Origin of the sequence: Dysgonomonas sp. 25 (assembly GCF_010501075.1) — a bacterium.
GTDB lineage: Bacteria > Bacteroidota > Bacteroidia > Bacteroidales > Dysgonomonadaceae > Dysgonomonas.
Genome location: NZ_QVMN01000005.1, coordinates 99,267 through 119,818 on the forward strand (window position 1 = coordinate 99,267; position 20,552 = coordinate 119,818).

19 protein-coding genes and 1 pseudogene are annotated in these 20,552 nt (G+C 46.1%); 14 read left to right on the forward strand and 6 right to left on the reverse strand.

Annotated features, from left to right (window positions below; genetic code table 11):
- Positions 1–147: 147 nt before the first annotated feature.
- Positions 148–1,401 carry a DUF1080 domain-containing protein gene (locus D0T66_RS09500; RefSeq protein WP_370520789.1) on the reverse strand — a complete coding sequence of 418 codons (1,254 nt, stop codon included), beginning with the start codon at positions 1,399–1,401 and terminating at the stop codon, positions 148–150.
- 640 nt (positions 1,402–2,041) lie between these two features.
- Here D0T66_RS09500 and D0T66_RS09505 point away from each other — a divergent pair.
- Positions 2,042–4,201, forward strand: a complete 2,160-nt coding sequence (locus D0T66_RS09505; protein ID WP_163357049.1) for a translation factor GTPase family protein — start codon at positions 2,042–2,044, stop codon at positions 4,199–4,201.
- Positions 4,202–4,489: 288 nt separating this feature from the next.
- Here the strand turns inward: D0T66_RS09505 and D0T66_RS09510 are convergent, their stop codons facing one another.
- Positions 4,490–5,149 (reverse strand): DUF4328 domain-containing protein, encoded by a 660-nt coding sequence (locus D0T66_RS09510; protein WP_163357050.1) that lies wholly within the window; start codon positions 5,147–5,149, stop codon positions 4,490–4,492.
- Positions 5,150–5,377: 228 nt separating this feature from the next.
- On the opposite strand from D0T66_RS09510, the gene D0T66_RS09515 reads away from it, so the two are divergent.
- The 11 genes and pseudogenes from D0T66_RS09515 to D0T66_RS09565 all read left to right on the forward strand — a co-directional run bounded on the left by D0T66_RS09515 (position 5,378) and on the right by D0T66_RS09565 (position 15,830).
- Positions 5,378–6,370 (forward strand): MoxR family ATPase, encoded by a 993-nt coding sequence (locus tag D0T66_RS09515; protein ID WP_221412204.1) that lies wholly within the window; start codon positions 5,378–5,380, stop codon positions 6,368–6,370.
- A 180-nt stretch (positions 6,371–6,550) separates the two neighbouring features.
- Positions 6,551–6,847, forward strand: a pseudogene (locus tag D0T66_RS09520) (four helix bundle protein); the annotation flags it as partial.
- A gap of 23 nt (positions 6,848–6,870) precedes the next feature.
- Positions 6,871–7,740, forward strand: a complete 870-nt coding sequence (locus D0T66_RS09525) for a DUF58 domain-containing protein (protein WP_163357051.1) — start codon at positions 6,871–6,873, stop codon at positions 7,738–7,740.
- A gap of 86 nt (positions 7,741–7,826) precedes the next feature.
- Entirely contained in the window at positions 7,827–8,909 is a 1,083-nt protein-coding gene (locus tag D0T66_RS09530; RefSeq protein WP_163357052.1) for a hypothetical protein, read from the forward strand.
- Positions 8,910–9,887 (forward strand): VWA domain-containing protein, encoded by a 978-nt coding sequence (locus D0T66_RS09535; protein WP_163357053.1) that lies wholly within the window; start codon positions 8,910–8,912, stop codon positions 9,885–9,887.
- Positions 9,888–10,025: 138 nt separating this feature from the next.
- Positions 10,026–11,048, forward strand: a complete 1,023-nt coding sequence (locus D0T66_RS09540) for a VWA domain-containing protein (protein ID WP_163357054.1) — start codon at positions 10,026–10,028, stop codon at positions 11,046–11,048.
- 19 nt (positions 11,049–11,067) lie between these two features.
- Positions 11,068–11,940 (forward strand): tetratricopeptide repeat protein, encoded by an 873-nt coding sequence (locus D0T66_RS09545; protein ID WP_221412205.1) that lies wholly within the window; start codon positions 11,068–11,070, stop codon positions 11,938–11,940.
- A 4-nt stretch (positions 11,941–11,944) separates the two neighbouring features.
- Complete coding sequence (locus D0T66_RS09550; protein ID WP_163357055.1) at positions 11,945–12,847, forward strand: BatD family protein; 903 nt, start codon at positions 11,945–11,947, stop codon at positions 12,845–12,847.
- Between the two features lie 25 nt (positions 12,848–12,872).
- The gene (locus tag D0T66_RS09555; RefSeq protein ID WP_163357056.1) at positions 12,873–13,484 is read left to right on the forward strand and encodes a PASTA domain-containing protein; all 612 of its coding nucleotides are present in this window, start codon (positions 12,873–12,875) and stop codon (positions 13,482–13,484) included.
- Complete coding sequence (locus tag D0T66_RS09560; RefSeq protein WP_163357057.1) at positions 13,485–14,567, forward strand: RluA family pseudouridine synthase; 1,083 nt, start codon at positions 13,485–13,487, stop codon at positions 14,565–14,567.
- A 96-nt stretch (positions 14,568–14,663) separates the two neighbouring features.
- Complete coding sequence (locus D0T66_RS09565; RefSeq protein ID WP_163357058.1) at positions 14,664–15,830, forward strand: 1-acyl-sn-glycerol-3-phosphate acyltransferase; 1,167 nt, start codon at positions 14,664–14,666, stop codon at positions 15,828–15,830.
- 71 nt (positions 15,831–15,901) lie between these two features.
- On the opposite strand, the gene D0T66_RS09570 is transcribed toward D0T66_RS09565, so the two are convergent.
- The 4 genes from D0T66_RS09570 to D0T66_RS09585 form a co-directional block, all read right to left on the reverse strand.
- Positions 15,902–16,480, reverse strand: a complete 579-nt coding sequence (locus D0T66_RS09570) for a DNA-3-methyladenine glycosylase I (protein ID WP_163357059.1) — start codon at positions 16,478–16,480, stop codon at positions 15,902–15,904.
- 106 nt (positions 16,481–16,586) lie between these two features.
- A complete protein-coding gene (locus D0T66_RS09575; RefSeq protein ID WP_163357060.1) occupies positions 16,587–17,051 on the reverse strand; it encodes an Lrp/AsnC family transcriptional regulator in 465 nt (154 codons plus the stop codon).
- 120 nt (positions 17,052–17,171) lie between these two features.
- Entirely contained in the window at positions 17,172–18,191 is a 1,020-nt protein-coding gene (locus D0T66_RS09580; protein ID WP_163357061.1) for an FKBP-type peptidyl-prolyl cis-trans isomerase, read from the reverse strand.
- Positions 18,192–18,232: 41 nt separating this feature from the next.
- Entirely contained in the window at positions 18,233–18,817 is a 585-nt protein-coding gene (locus D0T66_RS09585) for an FKBP-type peptidyl-prolyl cis-trans isomerase (RefSeq protein ID WP_163357062.1), read from the reverse strand.
- A gap of 128 nt (positions 18,818–18,945) precedes the next feature.
- Between D0T66_RS09585 and D0T66_RS09590 the strand changes: the two genes are divergently transcribed.
- Positions 18,946–19,638, forward strand: a complete 693-nt coding sequence (locus D0T66_RS09590) for an NAD-dependent deacylase (RefSeq protein WP_163357063.1) — start codon at positions 18,946–18,948, stop codon at positions 19,636–19,638.
- A 163-nt stretch (positions 19,639–19,801) separates the two neighbouring features.
- Positions 19,802–20,380 (forward strand): imm11 family protein, encoded by a 579-nt coding sequence (locus tag D0T66_RS09595; RefSeq protein WP_163357064.1) that lies wholly within the window; start codon positions 19,802–19,804, stop codon positions 20,378–20,380.
- The last annotated feature ends 172 nt before the right edge of the window (positions 20,381–20,552 follow it).

The following is a 20,552-nucleotide window of genomic DNA, read 5'->3' on the forward strand; positions in this document are numbered from 1 at the left end:
GTATTTTTTAGTGTTAGTAATCTGTTTTGGGTATGCTAAGCACTATATCGTTCGATACAGTCTTTATAACAACCACATAAATGTAATTGTTTTCGACCATACGAGCAAAAAAATGAAATCTTTTTTAACAAATAAAGCCGGCAGGCATTACAATGTTTTCAATTTCAGATTGCGCCACAATACTTTGATACCTCCGCCATCGTGTATCTGCAAGGCGATGCGTCCCTGACCTTTGCCGATGATTTCGTCTTTCAGGTCGACCATCTGTTCGCCGTTGAGCCATGTGGTTACCTGATCGCCTTTCACGAGGATGCGCATTGTATTCCATTCCCTTTCTTTGAGGAACTTCTCTTTTTCTTTCGGAATTTCTATCAGCCATCCGCGACCATACGATTCGTAGATGCCGCCTGTGCCTTTGCCTTTAGGCGCTACCTCTACCTGCCAGCCGTTCACCTTTACGCCTTCCTCGATGAATGAGCGGATGAACACGCCCGAATTGCCGTCGGCTTCCTGCTTAAATTCCACGGTCAGGTCGAAATCGTCGTAATACTCGCGCGTAGCCAGATAGCCATATCCTTTGTCGGGGCCGCTTTCGCAAATCAATAATCCGTCTTTTACATACCATTTCTCTGTTCCGTACACTTCCCATCCGTGTAAGTCGTTGCTGTTGAATAGGTTTACTTCCTGCTCTTTGCGTGGCAATTCTTTTATTTTGATGTTGCGGAACGAAGCCGGATAGCCATGATCCTGCAAACAGATTACCCCTTTGTGTGCCAATCCGTATTCAGGGGCATTCTCCCATTTGCCGCTGTTTTTGCGTTTGAACCAATCGTCGGTCCATGCCTCAAATTCGAGTATCTTCACCCCATTCAGCCAATGCTCGACATGCCCGTTGTCGAAAACGATTTTCGAGTTGTTCCATTCGCCCTGAGGGTTCACTTTCATCACACTCTTGTCGGGAATGTACATCGCATAATCGGCTCCCATATCCTGCCAATCGTGCAGTTTTTCGGGGAAGTTGGGCGTATCTATCAACTGATATTCAGGCCCTGTGATATATGGAACGGCAAATTGCGGACGTTCGACCACATGATACAACATGCCGCTGTTGCCACCCTTCGATAGCTTCCAGTTCCACGACAATTCGAAGTTTTCGAACTGGCGGTCGGTCACGATGTAGCCGCTGGCATCGTTGCCGTCGCCTTTGGCCTGTATGCATCCGTCGACTACGTGCCACGGCTGCGTGAGCGTTGCGCCATTATAGTCGCGCCATCCGTCGAGAGTTTTTCCGTCGAAGAGGAGTTGCCATCCTTCGGCTTTCTCCGTTTCAGTCAAGACGTTTTGTTGTGCGCTTTCGCACGAAGAAAATAAAGTTGCCGCTGCCAATAATGATGCGAGCATACCTTTTCCAACTGTTTTCATGTTATTCGATTCTTTTGGTTTATAGATTGCTTAGATTTACTTTCTGGTAATTGATTTTCTGACAGATAAAGATAGTAAAAATCAATAAGTTCGGGCGATCTTTTACCAAATTCTTACAACTGTCAAGTTCTGTTAAAAACCTTACTTTGTTGATAATCAATCGAAATTTAGTTAAAACTTGACACTCTTGACAGATTTGACGCGATACAGTGTTTTTTTGTCTTGTCATTTTTTGTCATGCCGAGCAAAGCGAAGCATCTCGCCCCCGACTATGAACAGCGCAAGGCGCAACGAGCTCCCTCACTGCGTTTCGGGATGACAAAGTTGTTGACTGCTCACTGTTGACCATATCACTTCTCCCTGTATAGATAAATTAGTAGATAACTGTTGATTGATTATGTTATTTGTATTCAATTCCCCCAAAAATAGATATAGCAAAAAAGAATATCCGAAAAACATATTTTAAAACATAAAAAATATTTTTGCAGGTAAATTGTCTTTTATTTCCGTAAAAGATTTTTTATATTTGAGAATCATGGACTTTAGAGGCAGCCCGTGATGTTGACCAGACGAGATAAGAAACCCATATATCTTTAAATTCTTAAAAAATCTAAGTATCATGAAAACGTATCAAAACAGCGAAATCAGGAACATTGCTATTGTCGGTAGTTCCGGATCTGGGAAAACCACTCTTGCTGAAGCTATGCTTTACGAGAGTGGAGTTATAAAACGCCGCGGACGTGTAGAAGACGGAAATACGGTTTCGGACTATTTCCCGGTGGAAAAGGAGTACGGATACTCGGTCTTTTCGAGCATTATCTCGGTAGAGTGGAAAGACCGCAAACTGAATCTTATCGATTGCCCGGGAAGCGACGACTTTGCAGGTAATATAGTGACTGCCCTCAACGTGACCGATACGGCGCTGATGGTGTTGAATGCCCAATACGGGCTCGAAGTAGGCACAGTCAACCAGTTGAGGATTATCAACCGCCTCGAAAAGCCGGTTATATTCATCGTCAATCAACTCGATCATCCTAAGGCTAATTTCGACAATGTGGTATCGCAACTGCAATCGAAGTACGGAAGTAAAGCTGTTTTGGTACAATATCCCGTTAATGTGGGCGAAGGATTTAATGCCGTAGTAGACGTATTAATGAATAAAATGTTCCGTTGGAAAGCCGAAGGAGGAACGCCCGAGGTGTTAGATATCCCTGATGATCAGAAAGAAAAAGCAGCCGAATTGCATCAGAAACTGGTGGAAGCTGCAGCCGAAAACGAAGAATCGCTGATGGAAAAATTCTTCGAACAAGGCACTCTCACACAAGACGAAATGCGTATGGGAATCCGTTGGGGATTGGTGCATCACGATATATACCCTGTTTTTTGCGTCAGCGCCGGAAAGGATATGTGCGTGCGCCGTACGATGGAGTTCCTTGGCAATGTGGTGCCCTATGTGCGCGACATGCCTGCGCCTAAAAATACCGAAGGTAAAGAGGTGAAACCCGAAGCCGATGGCCCTACCAGCCTGTTCTTCTTCAAAACGTCGATGGAGCCGCACGTAGGCGAAGTTTCCTACTTCAAGGTGATGAGCGGAAAGGTACGTGTAGGCGACGACTTGCTGAATGCCGATCGCGGATCAAAAGAGCGTATCGGGCAGCTTTTCTGTGTGGCCGGACAGCAACGCACGCCGGTGGAAGAACTCGTAGCGGGCGACATCGGTGCAACCGTCAAGCTGAAAGATGTGCGCACAGGGAATACCCTCAACGGGAAAGGCACGGATAACCGTTTCGACTTTATCCGTTATCCCGAACCGAAATTCCGTCGCGCCATAAAGGCAGTGAACGAGAAAGACAGCGAAAAGCTGAGCGAAATCCTGCAACGCATGCACGAGGAAGATCCTACGTGGCAGATAGAGAACTCGAAAGAATTGAAGCAAATTATCGTCTCGGGGCAAGGAGAATTCCACCTGAAAACACTTAGGTGGCGCATCGAGAATAATGACAAGATACAAATAGAATACATCGAACCGAAAATACCGTATCGCGAAACGATTACCCGTGCTTCCCGTGCCGACTACCGCCACAAGAAACAATCGGGTGGGGCAGGACAATTCGGCGAGGTGCACATGATTGTAGAGCCTTATATGGAGGGGATGGAAATGCCTTCTTCGTACCGCTTCGATGGGCAGGAGTATAAGGTGCAGGCACGTGATGTGCAGACGTTCGACCTCGAATGGGGCGGCAAGCTCGTCTTTGTGAACAGTATCGTGGGCGGTTCTATCGATGCCCGCTTTATGCCGGCTATTATCAAAGGAATCATGTCGCGCCTCGAGCAAGGCCCTCTGACCGGTTCGTATGCCCGCGACGTGCGCGTAGTGGTGTACGATGGCAAGATGCACCCGGTAGATTCGAACGAAATTTCGTTTATGCTGGCAGGGCGTAACGCATTCAGCCAAGCCTTCAAGAATGCAGGGCCGAAAATCCTCGAACCTATCTATGATGTTACGGTTTACGTGCCGAGCGACAAGATGGGTGACGTGATGAGCGATCTGCAAAACCGTCGCGGAATGATTCTCGGTATGGAGAGCGACCGCGATATCGATGTGCTGAAAGCCAAAGTGCCGCTAAAAGAAATGTCGAGCTACTCCATCAGTCTCAGTTCTATGACGGGCGGAAGGGCATCGTTCTCGATGAAATTCGCCGGCTACGAATTGGTGCCTTCGGATGTACAGGACAAACTATTGAAAGAATATGCTGCCAGCCAGTCCGAAGAGGATTGATTGCAGCATAGTATGGAAGTTTTTTTTTGTTAATGATGAAAAAAATATTATTTTTGCCTTGGTTAAAAAAAAGTTTTTTTCATAAATAAATACTTTGGGTCATTCAATTTGAACTTTTTAAATTAAAATTTGGGTCTCACAATTAAAATTTTAGTTTTAAGTTTTTTAGAAAATTGAATTTGGGTCTTTTAATTGAAGTTTTTTAATTAATACTGAAGAGGACACCTTGCGATAAGGCGTCCTCTTTTTTTATTTATCTGGTTGGGTTGTTGCTTTCTTGTTGATATCTTACAGCTTTTTCTTCCCTATTTCTCTGAAAAAATGCTCTGCTACTGTGTATTCGCGGATAAGCCCCACGGTGATGACGGCTCCCCAGATGAGCAATGCCGAGAGCAATAATATAAAGACCGAGCTGGTTATCGTTTCGGGCAGAAAGAAATTGAAAAGTACCGCTTCCAGTGCTGCGATAGAGCAAAGCAGCCAGTATGCCCACCAGCGTTTGAGCCGGCCCGTATCTAACCGGATATGCCTTGTAGACGAGTTGCGCGAGAAAAGGATGTTCGTCTCCTCAAAAAGCTCCCGCCATATACGGTAAGGGATAAACCAGTTGGCAAAAGGAATGAACCAGCACCACACCGCCCATGTGTGCGTGTACACCAGGTCGGGATTGTAATCGTGCAGATTGCGGTAGAGCGGCCAGAACCACCGGATGAATGTGACAGCCGAAATAAGGAACACCGTGCAGACGCCTGCTATCGAAAATAACCGGAAGTAAACCAGAAAGATTTCCCAATTCCCATTCCAGTCGGCATCGGGAGCATTATAATCGATAAAGCCCAGCAAGCCCAATACCTCCGAAAGAAGCAGTGCTGATGCGAAAAATGCTACTATCCATATCATCGTAATCGCCGTTCTTGCCTTTTTCGAAGTTGGATATAGTGTATTCATAATAACTTACGTTTGTTTGTTTCGGATTAAAAGATTAACAACTATTTATCGTATCTTGCAGCAAATATAAGAACTTAATTTTTTTTAACGCCTATTTATAGCAATTACGATTTAACATTTTTATTTTTGTCTACCACTTTAGACTGTCGAAGTCTCTGTGTGTATGAAAATACTGAATAAAATAAAACAATATAAATAACAAACTTTTAGTAGACTAATAAAAAAATTATGAGTCAAGTAGATATTCGTGAATTAACTGAGAAAATTCAGAACAAAAGCACCTTTGTAGAGGCGCTTACGATGGGAATGGACAAAATAATCGTAGGGCAAAAGCACCTCGTAGAATCGTTACTCATCGGTTTGCTTGCCGACGGGCATATCCTCCTCGAAGGGGTTCCCGGATTGGCAAAAACATTGGCTATTAAAACATTGGCTTCGCTTATCGATGCCGATTACAGCCGCATACAATTTACGCCCGACCTCTTGCCTGCCGACGTCATCGGTACGATGATTTACAGCCAGAAGAATGAAGAATTTCAGGTAAAACACGGTCCTATCTTCGCCAACTTCGTATTGGCGGACGAAATCAACCGTGCTCCGGCAAAGGTACAGAGTGCCCTGCTCGAAGCCATGCAGGAACGTCAGGTGACCATCGGCGAAAAGACTTACAAGCTGCCGGCACCATTCCTCGTGATGGCAACGCAGAACCCGGTGGAGCAGGAAGGTACATACCCGCTGCCCGAAGCACAGGTCGACCGTTTCATGCTGAAAGTCGTTATCAACTACCCACGCAAGGACGAGGAACAGCAAATCCTCCGCGACAACCTGAAAGGGGCTTATCCGAAACTCGATCCGGTGATGAAAGCCGAAGAGATTATCGCTGCCCGCGATGTGGTGCGCGAAGTATATTTGGACGAAAAAATAGAGAAATACATTGTCGACATCGTATTTGCATCCCGTTTCCCGGAAGAAAACGGACTGGCTAACCTGCAAGGCATGATTGGATTCGGGGCATCGCCTCGTGCCACTATCAGCTTGGCATTGGCATCGCGTGCTTACGCCTTTATCAAACGTCGCGGATATGTTATACCGGAAGATGTGCGTGCTGTTTGCCACGATGTTATGCGCCACCGTATCGGCTTGACTTACGAAGCGGAAGCTACGAATACGACTTCGGACGAAATCATCAGCGAAATACTTAATAAAGTAGAAGTACCGTAAATACAGTCAACAGTGAGCAGTCAACAGTCAACAACTGCAATGCTCACAATCAAGATTGTAAGAGGATTAATTGGCGATAAGATGATAACAAAAAGTAAAGTTTACGAAAAAGCATATTCCTTTTCTATCAGAATAATCAATGCTTATAAATATTTGAGAGAAAAATAGGAATTCGTCTTATCGAAGCAATTATTACGAAGCGGAACCTCAATAGGTGCTAACATTGCCGAAGCAAACGGTGCGATATCCGAACCTGATTTTACAGCGCGTCTAAGCATTGCTTATAAAGAAGTTCTGGAAACGAAGTACTGGCTTTCATTGTTGAAAGATACCGGATATATAGAAGAGGATATCTATGTTAGTATATACAACGATGCTGATGAGTTGGCAAAAATGCTTTATGCGATTATTAAGAAAGTAAGAATAGATAAAACGAATGTCGATGGAAAACAGGAAACAAAAAATGTTGACTGTTGACTGTTGACTGATGACTGAACGAAGTGGAGACATCTGAATTATTAAAAAAAGTCCGTCATATTGAAATCAAAGCGCGGGGACTGTCGAGCAATATCTTTGCCGGGCAATACCATTCGGCTTTCAAGGGGCGCGGTATGTCCTTTGCCGAAGTACGCAGCTATCAATTTGGCGACGATATACGCGACATCGACTGGAACGTGACAGCGCGCTACAATGCACCGTTCGTCAAGGTGTTCGAAGAAGAACGCGAACTGACCGTGATGCTGCTTGTCGATATGTCGGGCAGTCAGGACACCGGTACACACGTGAACATGAAGCGTGATATGGTGACCGAGATGGCGGCAACCATTGCCTTTTCGGCTATCCAGAATAACGATAAAATCGGTGTCATTTTCTTCTCGGACAAGATAGAGAAATTCATCCCTCCCAAGAAAGGGAAAAAGCATATCCTCTACATCATCCGCGAACTGATTAGTTTTCAGCCCGAAAGTGACAAAACCGACATCAGTATGGCATTGAAGTACCTGACAAACGTCATCAAAAAGCGTTGCACAACCTTTATGATTTCGGACTTTGTAGACAAAAACGACTACAAAAACGCACTGACCATCGCCAACCGCAAGCACGACGTAGTAGCTCTGCAAGTCTACGATTCGCTGGAAGTGATGCTGCCGAAAGTGGGGCTGATGAAGATACGCGATGCCGAAACAGGCCACGAGCAATGGATAGACACCTCCTCGAAGAAACTGCGCGATGCATACCATCGCTATTGGGACGAACGGCAGGTGCGCATGAAGGATACCTTCAACCGCAGCCGTGTCGACAGCGTTTCGGTGCGTACCGATGAGGACTATGTAAAAGCATTGATGACTATCTTTAAGATGCGCAGCTGATAATTAATGCGTTAATGAGATAATATGCTAATGTGCTAATTGAAAATACTTGTAACTCGTAACTCGTTTACTTGTAACTGAATAATATGGTAAAACTTAAACAACTTATACTCTTTACGCTGCTTTTCGCCGCCGGCCTATCGCTGTACGGGCAGAAAGCATCGGTGAGGGCGACTATCGAACCGGCAGATATACTTATCGGCGAACAAGCTGTCATAAGCGTCTATGTTACTGCGCCGAAGGATATGAACGTCTTCTTCCCCGTCTTTAACGATTCCATCGTGAAAGGCGTCGAAGTATTAGGCATGATTCAGCCCGATACTACCATGACCGAAGTGATGACCATCCGCCAACAATACGTCATTACCTCCTTCGATTCCACCCTGTATCACATACCGGGGCTGCCCGTGCTGGCCGACAACGACACCCTCTACACCAACACACTGGGCTTGAAGGTGACAGCGCCCGACCTGAACGACAGTACACTCGTCTATCTCGAAGTGATAAAGAATGGACAAGCCGCCAATATCGACTTCAACAAGCTGGGAGTAAACGACATCAAAGACATACAGGCCGTCAAATGGTCGTTTTTGGATATGGTTGTGGACTTCGTAATCACCTTCTATCCATACGTGCTGCTGTTTATCGGGCTGGTTATCGTAGCCGGATTGGTTATCTTCTTCCTCTATCGCAAGAAGAAGAAAGGCTATTACTTCAAAGCCGAAGTAATAAAACCGCCGCACGTTATTGCCCTGAATGAACTCGATAAGCTGAAAAACAGTAAGATATGGCAGAAAGGACAGACCAAGGAATACTATACCCGCCTGACCGACATCCTGCGTAACTATATCGACGGACGTTTCGGTATCGACGCACCCGAAATGACTTCGGACGAGATAATCGAAGCCGTACACCGCGTGACCGATACAGCCTCGTCGACTGTCAATCTGGAGCAGATACTACGCCTTGCCGACCTTGTCAAGTTTGCCCGGTATACCCCGCTCACCGACGAGGACGACCTGAGCATGATGAACGCCTACCTCTTTGTTAACCAGACGAAAATAGAAGAAGTGGTAACAACTAAAGAAGGTGAAATCTATCAGCCCGTTCAGGCAAGTGAAGAAGTGAATACTAACAATGACGCTAACAGCAAAAAAGAAATACAATAAATGGAATACGCTAATCCGCATTATTTATATTTTCTACTCTTACTCATCCCCCTCATCGGGTGGTACATATATAAATTGAGGAGAATGCAGGCAAGCTTCAAAATGTCGTCGGCAGAACCGTTTCGCGGCATATCGCCGGGCATACGCACCTACCTGCGCCATTTCCCTTTTGTCCTGAGGCTTGCAGCTATAACATTGCTTATTATCGTACTGGCGCGCCCACAGAGTGTAGACTCTTCCGAAATCTCCAAGACCGAAGGTATCGATATCATGCTGGCGCTCGACGTATCGGGTTCCATGCTCGGGCAGGACTTCAAACCTACCCGTCTGGAAGCTGCCAAAAAAGTAGCTGCCGAGTTTATCAACAGCCGCCCCAACGACAAGATAGGATTGGTCGTTTTTGCTGGCGAAAGCTTTACGCAATGCCCGCTGACCACCGACCACCGTATACTGCTCAACCTGTTGAACGAAGTTCAGTTCGGGCTGATAGAAGACGGTACAGCCATCGGGATGGGATTGGCAAACTGCGTCAACCGGCTGAAAGACAGCGATTCCAAGTCGCGTGTTGTTATCCTGCTGACGGATGGCGAAAACAACGCCGGACAGATAGCCCCCCAGACGGCAGCCGAAACGGCCGAATCGTACGGCATACGCGTGCATACGATTGCTGTCGGTTCCAAAGGGCGGATACCATTCCGCAACCCTTACACGGGAAGAACCGACTATCAGGAATTTTCGATGGATACAAAAATTCTCGAAAAAATAGCCGAAATGACAGGCGGCGAGTTCTTCGAAGCGACGAACAATGCTAAGCTGAAAGAAGTTTACGACGAGATAGATAAAATGGAAAAATACAATATCAGCACCAATACCGTGACGCGGCGCAAGGAATTATATTTCCCCTTTGCACTGGCTGCGCTTTGTGTAGTGGCGTTCGAATTGTTTTTGAGGCGGACGATGTTCCGTACCATTCCATAAGGTCACCTCTCCCCAGCCCTCTCCTTCAGAGAGGGGGTATGAAAGAGAAGGCTATATTATTGATAATAAAAATACAAACCTCTTGCTCCTCCCCCTTGTGGGGGAGGTCGGGAGGGGGTAGTTAACTAATAAAAAACTATGTTTAGATTCGCAAACCCTGAATATTTATACCTGTTTCTGGCAGCGCCCGTATTCATCATCGGCTTCATCCTGTTGAATATAGCCAAGAAACGCAACGTGCTGAAACTGGGCGACCTGAAATTGGTGAAACTGATGATGCCCGCATTGTCGCTTAAACGGTCGTACCTCAAATTCTGGTTGACGCTCGCGGCACTCGGATTCGGCGTCATTGTGCTTGCCCGTCCGCAATTCGGGACGAAACCCGAAAAGATAGAACGCAAAGGAATCGAACTGGCCATCGCCATCGACGTATCCAACTCGATGATGGCAAACGATGTAGCTCCGAACCGGCTGGAAAAGGCAAAACAGATATTGACACGCATCATCAACGAAAGACGAGACGATAAAGTCGCGATTGTGGTCTTTGCCGGAGACGCCTACGTACAGATGCCGATGACTGCCGACAACATGTCCGCCAAGCTCTTCCTCGAAACGATAGACCCTTCGCTCGTACCTGTGCAGGGAACGGCGATAGGGACTGCCATAGATATGTGTATGCGTTGCTTCTCGAGCGACGAAACATCCGATAAAGCCATCGTCCTCATTACCGACGGCGAAGGGCACGAAGGCAGCGCGGAAGATGCCGCCAAGCGTGCTGCCGATAAAGGGATACACGTCAATGTGGTAGGTATCGGTTCCACGCAGGGCTCGTTTATTCCTCTGGGGCGAAAACTGAACAATGTGAAGCACGACAGTCAGGGAAACCCTGTGGTGACGAAGCTCAACGAAGATATGTGCCGTAAGATAGCCGAGGCAGGACGCGGGCTTTATACGCACGCCGACAACTCCAATAGCGCGCTGAAAGACCTTCAGAACGAATTGGAAAAATTAGAAAAAGGAGAAGTAGAAGGCATGGTATTCTCCGATTACGACGAAAAGTTCGAATGGTTTGCATGGGCTATGCTCCTGCTTATTCTGATTGAAGTATGCGTATTCGATAAGAAAAACAAACTATTCAAAAATGTCAGACTTTTTAAATAGAAAGCACTAAAACAGGATTATGAAAAGATTCATTATCATACTTATATGTTCCGTCGTATGTGTTTCAGCCGTACAAGCTCAGCGCAAAGTCCGCAAAGAAACGCATAAGGGCGACAATAACTATGGCGGCCAGCAATACGGAAAAGCCGAAGAACGCTACAAGAAAGCCATAGAATTGTATAACGAGGCCGAAACTAAAGACCGCAAAAAAGAGGTGAAAGAAGAAGATAAGAACAAAGAAGCCTTCTTCAATCTGGCGAATACCTATTACCGTCAGAATCGCTGGGACGAGGCAATCAAGGCCTATCAGGACTACAACATCATCGAAGCCGACGAAGCCAGGCAAAGCCGCTCGTGGAGCAATATAGGCAATAGCTATCTGCACAAAGCCATCGAGCCGAAACAGGAAGATCCGTCTAAAGCGTCGAGCCAGAAACAACCCGACAAGCTTCCGCGCATGGAGGATCTGAACAAGTCGATGGATGCTTACAAAAATGCCCTTCGCCGCAATCCGTTGGATGACGAAGCACGCTATAATCTGGCTGTGGTACAGAAAATGATACAAGACCAGAAAGACAACGAAGGCGATGGCGGCGGACAGGATAACCAGCAGAAGGATCAACAAAAAGATCAAGAAGAACAACAAAAAGATCAGCAGGATAAAAACGAGAATGATCAGAACGACAACCAAGAAAATCAGGATAAACAGGATCAGAATCAGGATCCGCAGGATCAGCGCAACGAAAACCAGATGTCGCGCGAAAGTATCGAACAGATTCTGAAAGCCTTGGAGCAGGAAGAAAAAGAAACTCAAGCCCGCGTTCAGCAGCAGAAAGCGAATGAACAAAAGCGTAAGAACAGCCAGAACAGACAACAAGATAAGGACTGGTAATGCGATGAAACATTTACAAAACACATTGAAACACACATTGTTGATTCTCGCTTTGATGGCAATAGTTATCGGGGCGAAAGGGCAGGGCGTGACGCTGAAAGTAGACGCGCCCGACAAAGTAGAGGTAGGCGAAATATTCTATGTCAGATATGTTGCAAAAACAAGCGAGAACATCGACCTGAAAATAGAAGTGCCCGAGGATTTTGGGAAATTAGAGGTCAGGTATGGCCCTTCTATCGCTAATTCGACGAGCATGATAACCAAGGAGGGGAAGACTACGACCGAAAAAGCGGTCACTTATTCCTACTCCGTAGTAGCCAATAAGGGAGGGAAATATACGCTCCCGATTGGGAAAGTCACAGTAGGCGGAAAGGTCTACAAATCGGATAAAAAGACGATTGAGGCCGAAGGCGGCGACGACGAGCAGGTGATGAAAAGCCCTGCCAAAACACAGAAAAAAGATACTCCGGCCAAATCGGAAAAAGTAGACGCCTTTGTGCGGACAATCGTTTCGAAGGACAAAGCCGCTACCACCGATACGCTGACGTTAACCTACCGCCTATATACCACCGCCCCGTCCGTAAATGCCGTGACGGATGTCAATTACCCTTATCTGAAGGGCGATTTTTACTCGCGCAACATCACGCCGAAGCAGATTGATGTCAAAACAGAGACATATAAAGGCAAAAAATACCATGTTTTTGATATTTATAAGTTAATTTTGCAACCACGTACCGAGGGGACGAAAAAAATAGCAGAAGGATCGATAGTAGTCGGCTTTCAGATTCCGACAGGGGAGAAAGTACGCGATCCGTTCTGGGGTGAGTATGATGCTTATAAAACCGAGAACCATACGCTCAAGCTCGAAGGGGTGACCATCGAGGTGATGAATCTGGTAGGCATATAGAATGAAATAAACGAAAGGCAGTTAAATGGCTGAAAAGAAAAAAAAGAATATCCGGCGCCTGTTGCCCATATTGTTGAATGCATTGATAATAATCGGCGTATTCCTGATATTGGTTTTTATTACACTTTTTGCGTTGGACAGATATACCCGCCACAACGAATCGGTGGCAGTGCCTGCTTTGCAGGGCTTTCAGGTGGAAGATGCCGCCCGGGTATTGAAGACAAAAGAACTATCTTACGAAGTAATAGACTCCGTTTATTACACCAATGCCCTTCCCGGGGCGATTATCGATCAGGTGCCGAAGGATGGTTCGCACGTGAAAAAAGGGCGTACGATTTACCTGACGATAAAAGCCAAAGGCAAGGAAATGGTTACTATCCCGTCGCTCAAGGACTATTCGCGCCGTCAGGCCGAAGCGCAATTGCAGGCGTTGGGCTTCGACAAGATAACCATCACCGAAGTGCCTTCGCGCTTCAAAGGGTTGGTCGTGAGATTAGAATATCAAGGGAAAGAACTGGAGCCGGGCAAACGTTTGCCCAAAGGTACTCCTATCCGTATGGTGATTGGTGCAGGAGGCGCTCTGTACGATGCTGATGAAGCGCCCGAAGCAGAAGTAGACCAAACCTTTTTCGAATAGATGACAGAAGATATTTTTGAAGAAATAGACGACGATATAGTCGGTGAAGAAATAGAGCAGGGCGATAGTGAGGGCGGGGAACTGCACGAGCATTATCGTTTTGTCGCAGATAAGGGGCAAAGCCTCATCCGTGTGGATAAGTACCTCACGATGCATATCGTGGGCATCTCGCGGAACCGCATACAACAAGCTGCCGATGCGGGAAACATCTTTGTGAACGACACCCCCGTAAAATCCAATTACAAGGTGAAGCCCAACGATGTGGTGACGGTGATGATGGAACGCCCGCGCCGCGAGCTGGAAATTATCCCCGAAGATATTCCGTTGGATATAATATACGAAGACGACGACCTGATGGTTATCAATAAACAGCCGGGGTTGGTTGTCCATCCGGGCTTCGGCAACTGGCAGGGTACGCTGGTCAATGCCATTGCTTTCCGCCTGAAAGATACGCCGGGCTACGATCCCAAAGATCCGCGATTCGGGTTGGTACACCGCATCGACAAAGACACATCGGGACTGCTTGTCATTGCCAAGAACGAATTGACGAAGGCACATTTAGCCTCCCAATTTTTCCATAAAACATCCAAACGCGAATACATAGCTCTCGTTTGGGGGCAGGTAGCCGAAGATAGTGGCCGCATAGAAGGGAATATCGGGCGCAGCCTGAAAGATCGCCTGCAAATGGTTGTCTTCCCCGAAGGCGATTATGGCAAAGCTGCCGTCACCAACTACGAGGTTGTGGAGCGGCTGGGCTATGTCACACTGGTTCGCTGTCGTTTGGAGACGGGACGTACGCACCAGATACGCGTACACATGAAATATATAGGGCATACCCTTTTCAACGATGCCCGTTATGGCGGGAACGAGATACTGAAAGGTACACGTTTTACGAAATACAAACAGTTTGTACAGAACTGTTTCGCTATATGTCCCCGTCAGGCACTACACGCGCGCACATTGGGTTTTGTGCATCCGCGCACAGGCGAGGAAATGCTTTTCGAATCGCCTCTGGCAGAGGATATGGTGCAGCTCGTTGATAAATGGAGGGGCTATATTGCCAGCCGCGATACGAACAGTTAACATTTGCTTAACTTGCAATATTAATTTTTATAGTTAACTTAGTAAAGCAATAGCTGGCTTAATTTGAATATGGAATGAAATTATAATAAGATATACATGAGTGATAAGAATGCTTATTTTGATGACATCAGGCCTCTTTACGACAGTGAGGTGCGCGAGGCCATACAGACATTGTTAGCTGACCCCGGCTTTCAGCATGCGGTGGGTTATATCCTGCCGGATGTAGACTGGGAACAATTTTCGGCAGTGATGTCGGGCTATAAAACACGTTCCGAATTTCAACACGAAATGGTGTTTCAGACGGTGACACTCTTGGCAAGCCGTGTTACGGCAGGCCTCCGTGGCGATAACTGGGAGAATATAGACAAGGATAAATCACATGTATTCCTTTCTAACCATCGCGATATTGTGCTGGATGCTTCTTTCCTGAATATCCTTCTTTCGGGCAACGGCTTCGATACGACCGAGATTGCCATCGGCGACAACCTTCTCATTCATCCGTGGATAGATACGCTTGTGAGGCTCAACAAGAGCTTTATCGTACGCCGTGGAGTTTCGGTGCGGCAGATGCTGATGGTGTCGAAACATCTGTCCGAATATGTGCACTATGCCATTACGCAGAAGCACGAATCCATCTGGATGGCACAACGCGAAGGGCGCGCCAAAGATGGCAACGACCGTACGCAAGACAGCCTTTTGAAGATGCTTGCCCTTGCGCCGGAGGATAAATCGTTCATCGAAAGCCTGAAAGAGTTGAACCTCATACCGTTGGCTATATCGTACGAATTTGATCCGTGCGACTACCTCAAAGCAAGAGAGTTCCAATTGAAGCGCGACAATCCGGATCATAAAAAAATTCCGTGGGATGACCTGATAAGCATGGAGACGGGAATGCTCGGGCAGAAGGGACATGTCGTTTTCCGTTTCGGGACATGTATAAATCCCGAATTGGACAAGATTGCCGCAGCCGAGCCGGACAAGCGTCTGCAGGTGGATATGGTTACGTCATGCATCGATAATCAAATCTACCGCAATTATGAGATATATCCGTGCAATTACATTGCTTACGACTTAGTGGAGGCGGGCAACCGTTTTGCTGATAAATATACGAAAGAGCAGCAAACTGCTTTCGAACAATACGTTACGGGGCAGATAGCAAAGATAACCGATGTGCCTGACAAGGATGAGGCGTACTTGCGTACGAAGATATACGAAATGTATTGCAATCCGCTGAAAAACCATCTGGAGGCAACAGGGAAATAGATAATGTACAGATGATATATAAGAATGAGGCTGAACCATTGCGGGGTAGCCTCATTTCTATTTTGTTGTAGCTATATTTTCTTCTCTCGGCACAAACAGCCTTCCAAGTGGTCATTCACAAACCCTGCGGCCTGCAAATGGGCATAGCAAATGGTAGAGCCGAAGAATTTGAATCCTCGTTTTTTCATATCCTTGCTCATGGCATCCGATTCGGGCGATGTGGCAGGAATCTCGCTTAGCGATTTAAAGTTGTTTACGATTGGTTGCTGTCCGGGGAAGAATGATAGCGTATACTGGTAGAAGCTGCCGAATTCCTTCTGAATTGCTATAAAGCATCGGGCATTGGTGATGGTGGATGCGATTTTCAGCCGGTTTCTGACAATTCCTTCAAACTGCATCAGCCGGTCGATATCCTCCGGCGTCATTGCGGCCACTTTCTCAATATCGAAGTTGCAGAAAGCTTCTCTGTATCCTTCGCGCTTGCGAAGAATCGTAATCCATGCTAATCCGGCCTGAGCGCTTTCGAGCACCAGAAATTCGAATAATGTTTTATCATCGGTGACCAATCGTCCCCATTCTTCGTCGTGATACTTCACATACAAATCGTCCGTTCCGGCCCAACCACAGCGTTTGTTTATAATGCTTTCCATACTGATCTGGTATTTATTGTTTTTTTGGAAGTGATGAATACACAAAGAGGCCATCTAAGCATTTTTAGACAGCCTCTTTGTTTTATACATTTAGTCTGCGGGGAGCTTACTCTCCTTTGACAATCGGTATCTGGCGTTTCACACCTTGGCTGAGCGAAATCATCGTTTCGGTAGCCACTACACCCGGTATATCCTGAATCTTGTTGTTCAGCAAATCCATGAGGTGTTCGTTGTCGCGGGCATATAGTTTTACCAGAATGGTATAAGGCCCTGTTGTAAAGTGAGACTCTACAATTTCAGGAATCTTGTCCAGTTCGGGTATCACTTCTTTATACATCGAGCCTCTTTCGAGTTTTATCCCGATATAAGTGCAAGTGTTATAGCCCAATACCTTAGGGTTGATGAAATATCCCGAGCCCACAATTACGTTCATCTCTATCATCCGTTGCACGCGCTGATGGATAGCTGCGCGCGATACGCCACACTCAAGCGCTACGTCTTTGAAAGGGATGCGTGCGTTCTGTGAGATTATCTCAAGAATTTTCTTGTCAAGTTTATCAATTTTCTGCATAACTTACAGTTTTTCTGTTATTATGAATCAAATATAATATTTTATTTGAAAAAAACCTCTATATGGCTCCGAAAAATAAATATTATATATCAAAATAACAGATGTAAGGGTATTATTCCTTTAGTTTATTTTCAATAACTCTATTTCGAATATCAATGTCGAGTTGCCCGGTATACGTGCATTTCCGTGAGAGCCGTATGCCAATTCCGAAGGAATATACAATTCCCATTTAGAACCTTCTGGCATCAATTGCAAAGCTTCCGTCCAACCTTTGATTACCTGCGTAACGCCGAATGTAGCCGGATTGTCGGCATTTTCGGCACTGTCGAATACGCTTCCGTCGAGGAGTGTACCTTTATACAACACGCTCACCCGGTCGGTCGATTTCGGTTTTGCGCCGTTTCCTTGTGTCAGCACTTTATATTGCAATCCGCTCGGGAGTGTCACAACGCCGCTTTTTTTAGCATTCTCGGCAAGGAAAACTTTTTCTTCTTCCGCACGTTTCACCGCCTGAGCTTGTCTTTCGGCTTCTTCTGCTTCTCTTTTCGCAGCTTGTGCTTTTTGAAGCTTATCCATTTTAGAGTTCATATAAATAGGAGCATTCGGCATAGCAGGTTTTGCATGTGTCATACCTGTTGCCACACCCGATGCAATCAGCTCTCTGCTGAGTTTGCCTTCGGGAGTACCCTCGAATAGCTGATCTTCCAGACGTGGCAGCATTTGATCTGCAATCTGCTTACCTATGGCTACCCCTTGAACATATGGTTCTTTTGCTTTGTTGTCATCCAGTCCTTCATGTAATCCGCGAATAAATTCGGCAACATTTTTGCGTCCGGCAATCTGTGCAGAATCCACCGCAGCTTCCATTTGTTTCTGTAGCTTAGCTTTAGCGGCCTCATCCTTTTCGTTTGCGATTTTGTACAAGTATGGACTTTTTACCGCATTCGTATCGGCTACGATGCCTGCTCTTTTCAGGTAGTCACCCAATCCCGATTCGTAGAGGTTGACCCCATAAGCGTAAGACAATGAATCGCTTTCTGTAGCCAGTGAAGGGCGTGTAGAAACCGCGTTTTCGCACGATGTGAATAGTGCTCCGGCCGAAATAAGTACGCCAAGTGAAAAAATACAAAGTTTCTTCATTTTTCTCAATGTTTTTTACGTTGTTATATTAAATTGTTTAGTTACACAATCTCTATTAATTCTACTTCGAAAATGAGCGTCGAATTAGGTTCGATGGAATTGCCTGCACCCTGTGTGCCGTATGCCAGTTCCGAAGGGATGAATAGTTTCCATTTAGAGCCGACAGGCATCAGCTGTAGGGCTTCTGTCCATCCTTTGATAACCTGCGTAACGCCGAATTGGGCAGGTGTTCCGCGTTGGATAGAGCTGTCGAATACGTGTCCGTCTATCAATGTACCTTCGTAATGCACTTTTACCGTATCGGTAGCAGCAGGGATTTTACCTTCTCCTTTTTGCAGAATCAGGTATTGCAATCCGCTTGGCAGTGTCACAACTCCGGGTTTGTTCTTGTTGATTTCGAGGAATTCTTCTCCGGCAAGCTTATTGATTTTCAACCGTTCGTCTTGCAACTGCCCGAAGAAATCGTTCAGTACCTGTTGTGCTTCGTCGTATTCTAATTCGGGCTTTTGACCTTCCAATACCGCCGAAATAGCATCTGTAAACGATTTGACGTCTAACTTATTAATACCCGATGCTTTGAAGTTGTTACCAATGCTTAGTCCTAATGCATAACTGATTTTATCCATAGTTGCTTTTTCTTGTTTTTTGATTGTTTTCGAATTGCACAAAAGTAATTCTTTTCGCTTGAATAACACTGTTTTTAGCCTCGAAAAAACTATATTTGTATCATACGTACCATTTAAAAAGTGTAAAAATGAAACATGTTGTCGTACTTACCGGTGCCGGCATGAGTGCCGAAAGCGGAATTGCCACTTTCCGGGATTCGGGAGGATTGTGGGAGCAGTATAAGATAGAAGATGTTGCGACGCCCGAAGGGTTTGCCCGTAATCCGCAATTAGTGCTCGATTTTTACAATCAGCGGCGAAAGGACGCTTTCGTTGCCCGCCCCAACGAGGGGCATATAGGGCTTGCACAGATGGAGGCGGAGTATAAAATGAGCATCATCACGCAGAATGTGGATGACTTGCACGAACGTGCCGGAAGCAGCCGCGTATTGCATTTGCATGGCGAACTGGCAAAGGTGCGCTCGACCGCTAATCCGGGCTTAATTTACGAGTTGACGCCCGATAAGGCGGAAATCCATCTGGGAGATAAGGCCGAGGACGGTTCGCAGTTGCGTCCGCATATTGTCTGGTTCGGCGAGGCTGTGCCGATGATAGAGGAAGCGATGAACATAGTGCAGACGGCCGACATTCTGGTGGTGATAGGCACTTCGCTGAATGTTTATCCGGCGGCGGGATTGCTGCAATATGCTCCTACGCGTACGCCTGTGTACCTGATAGACCCGAATGAGGTGAGGACTTCGCAGTCTTACGTGCATTTTATTCGCAAGGGGGCGTCGGAAGGGGTGCGCGAGCTAAGGCGGTTGCTGCGGAATGCGTTGTGAGGGAGATGGTGCAATAGGCTGACTTTGTCATATGGAGTAAAACGAACTATTCCCCTCTCCGCTAAATTGTCGGCCTTTTTGCAGATTCATTTTGGCTATTTAGGCAAAACGACTTACCTTTGTCCGAGTTGAAGACGAACAATGCTTTTTTTAGGAATAACTTATGGAAACAAATTTATTGTATTATATTATACAACCGGAAGACAGTAATTTTTATCCGCGGTTGAGGGCCGAAAAGAATGAAGATTATGAGTACGAAAATGCCTTTATCGAGAAAGCCGGAACAATCGAATATTCATTGGACAAACCCGCACCCAATCAGCCGATAATGGTTGATTATCACGCATCGCCTTATTCCGTATTTTCGGATAAAGTGGCCGATGTGCTGAAAGCGATGAAGATAGCAGGTACGCAGCTGATTCCTGCCAAAGTCGTCTGGGAAGACGGCACAGAATTTGCGCATTACAGGCTTCTGAATGTTTATAACATCCTGTCCGTTTTGGATATGGATAAGTCGCATTACAGGTGGCACAGAGCCTCCAAAGTGGCCAATCCTCTCTTGGATATCGTGCTGAAGGAAGATTGCCTTTCTGCCATACCACTCGAAAAGCGGCTTATTTTCCGTCTTGCCGAAAACTCTACATTCGAACTCTATCACCAATCGGTAGTCGATGCCATCCGCGCAACGAAGCCCGACGGAATAGAATTTATCAAGGTAGAGGACTGGGACTACAGGCCATAAAAAAAAATCTCCGGCCCGCCGGCAAGAGATTTTAATTGTTTGCGCTAATTTGTTCAAACTTAAACTAATTAACATGAGTTATGAAAAAAGCTATTTGCCATTGCAAACAGTATCGTCGTCATCTAACACCTCGGCGTGTCTGCAAGAGAAAAACAGCGCTGCTGCATAGATG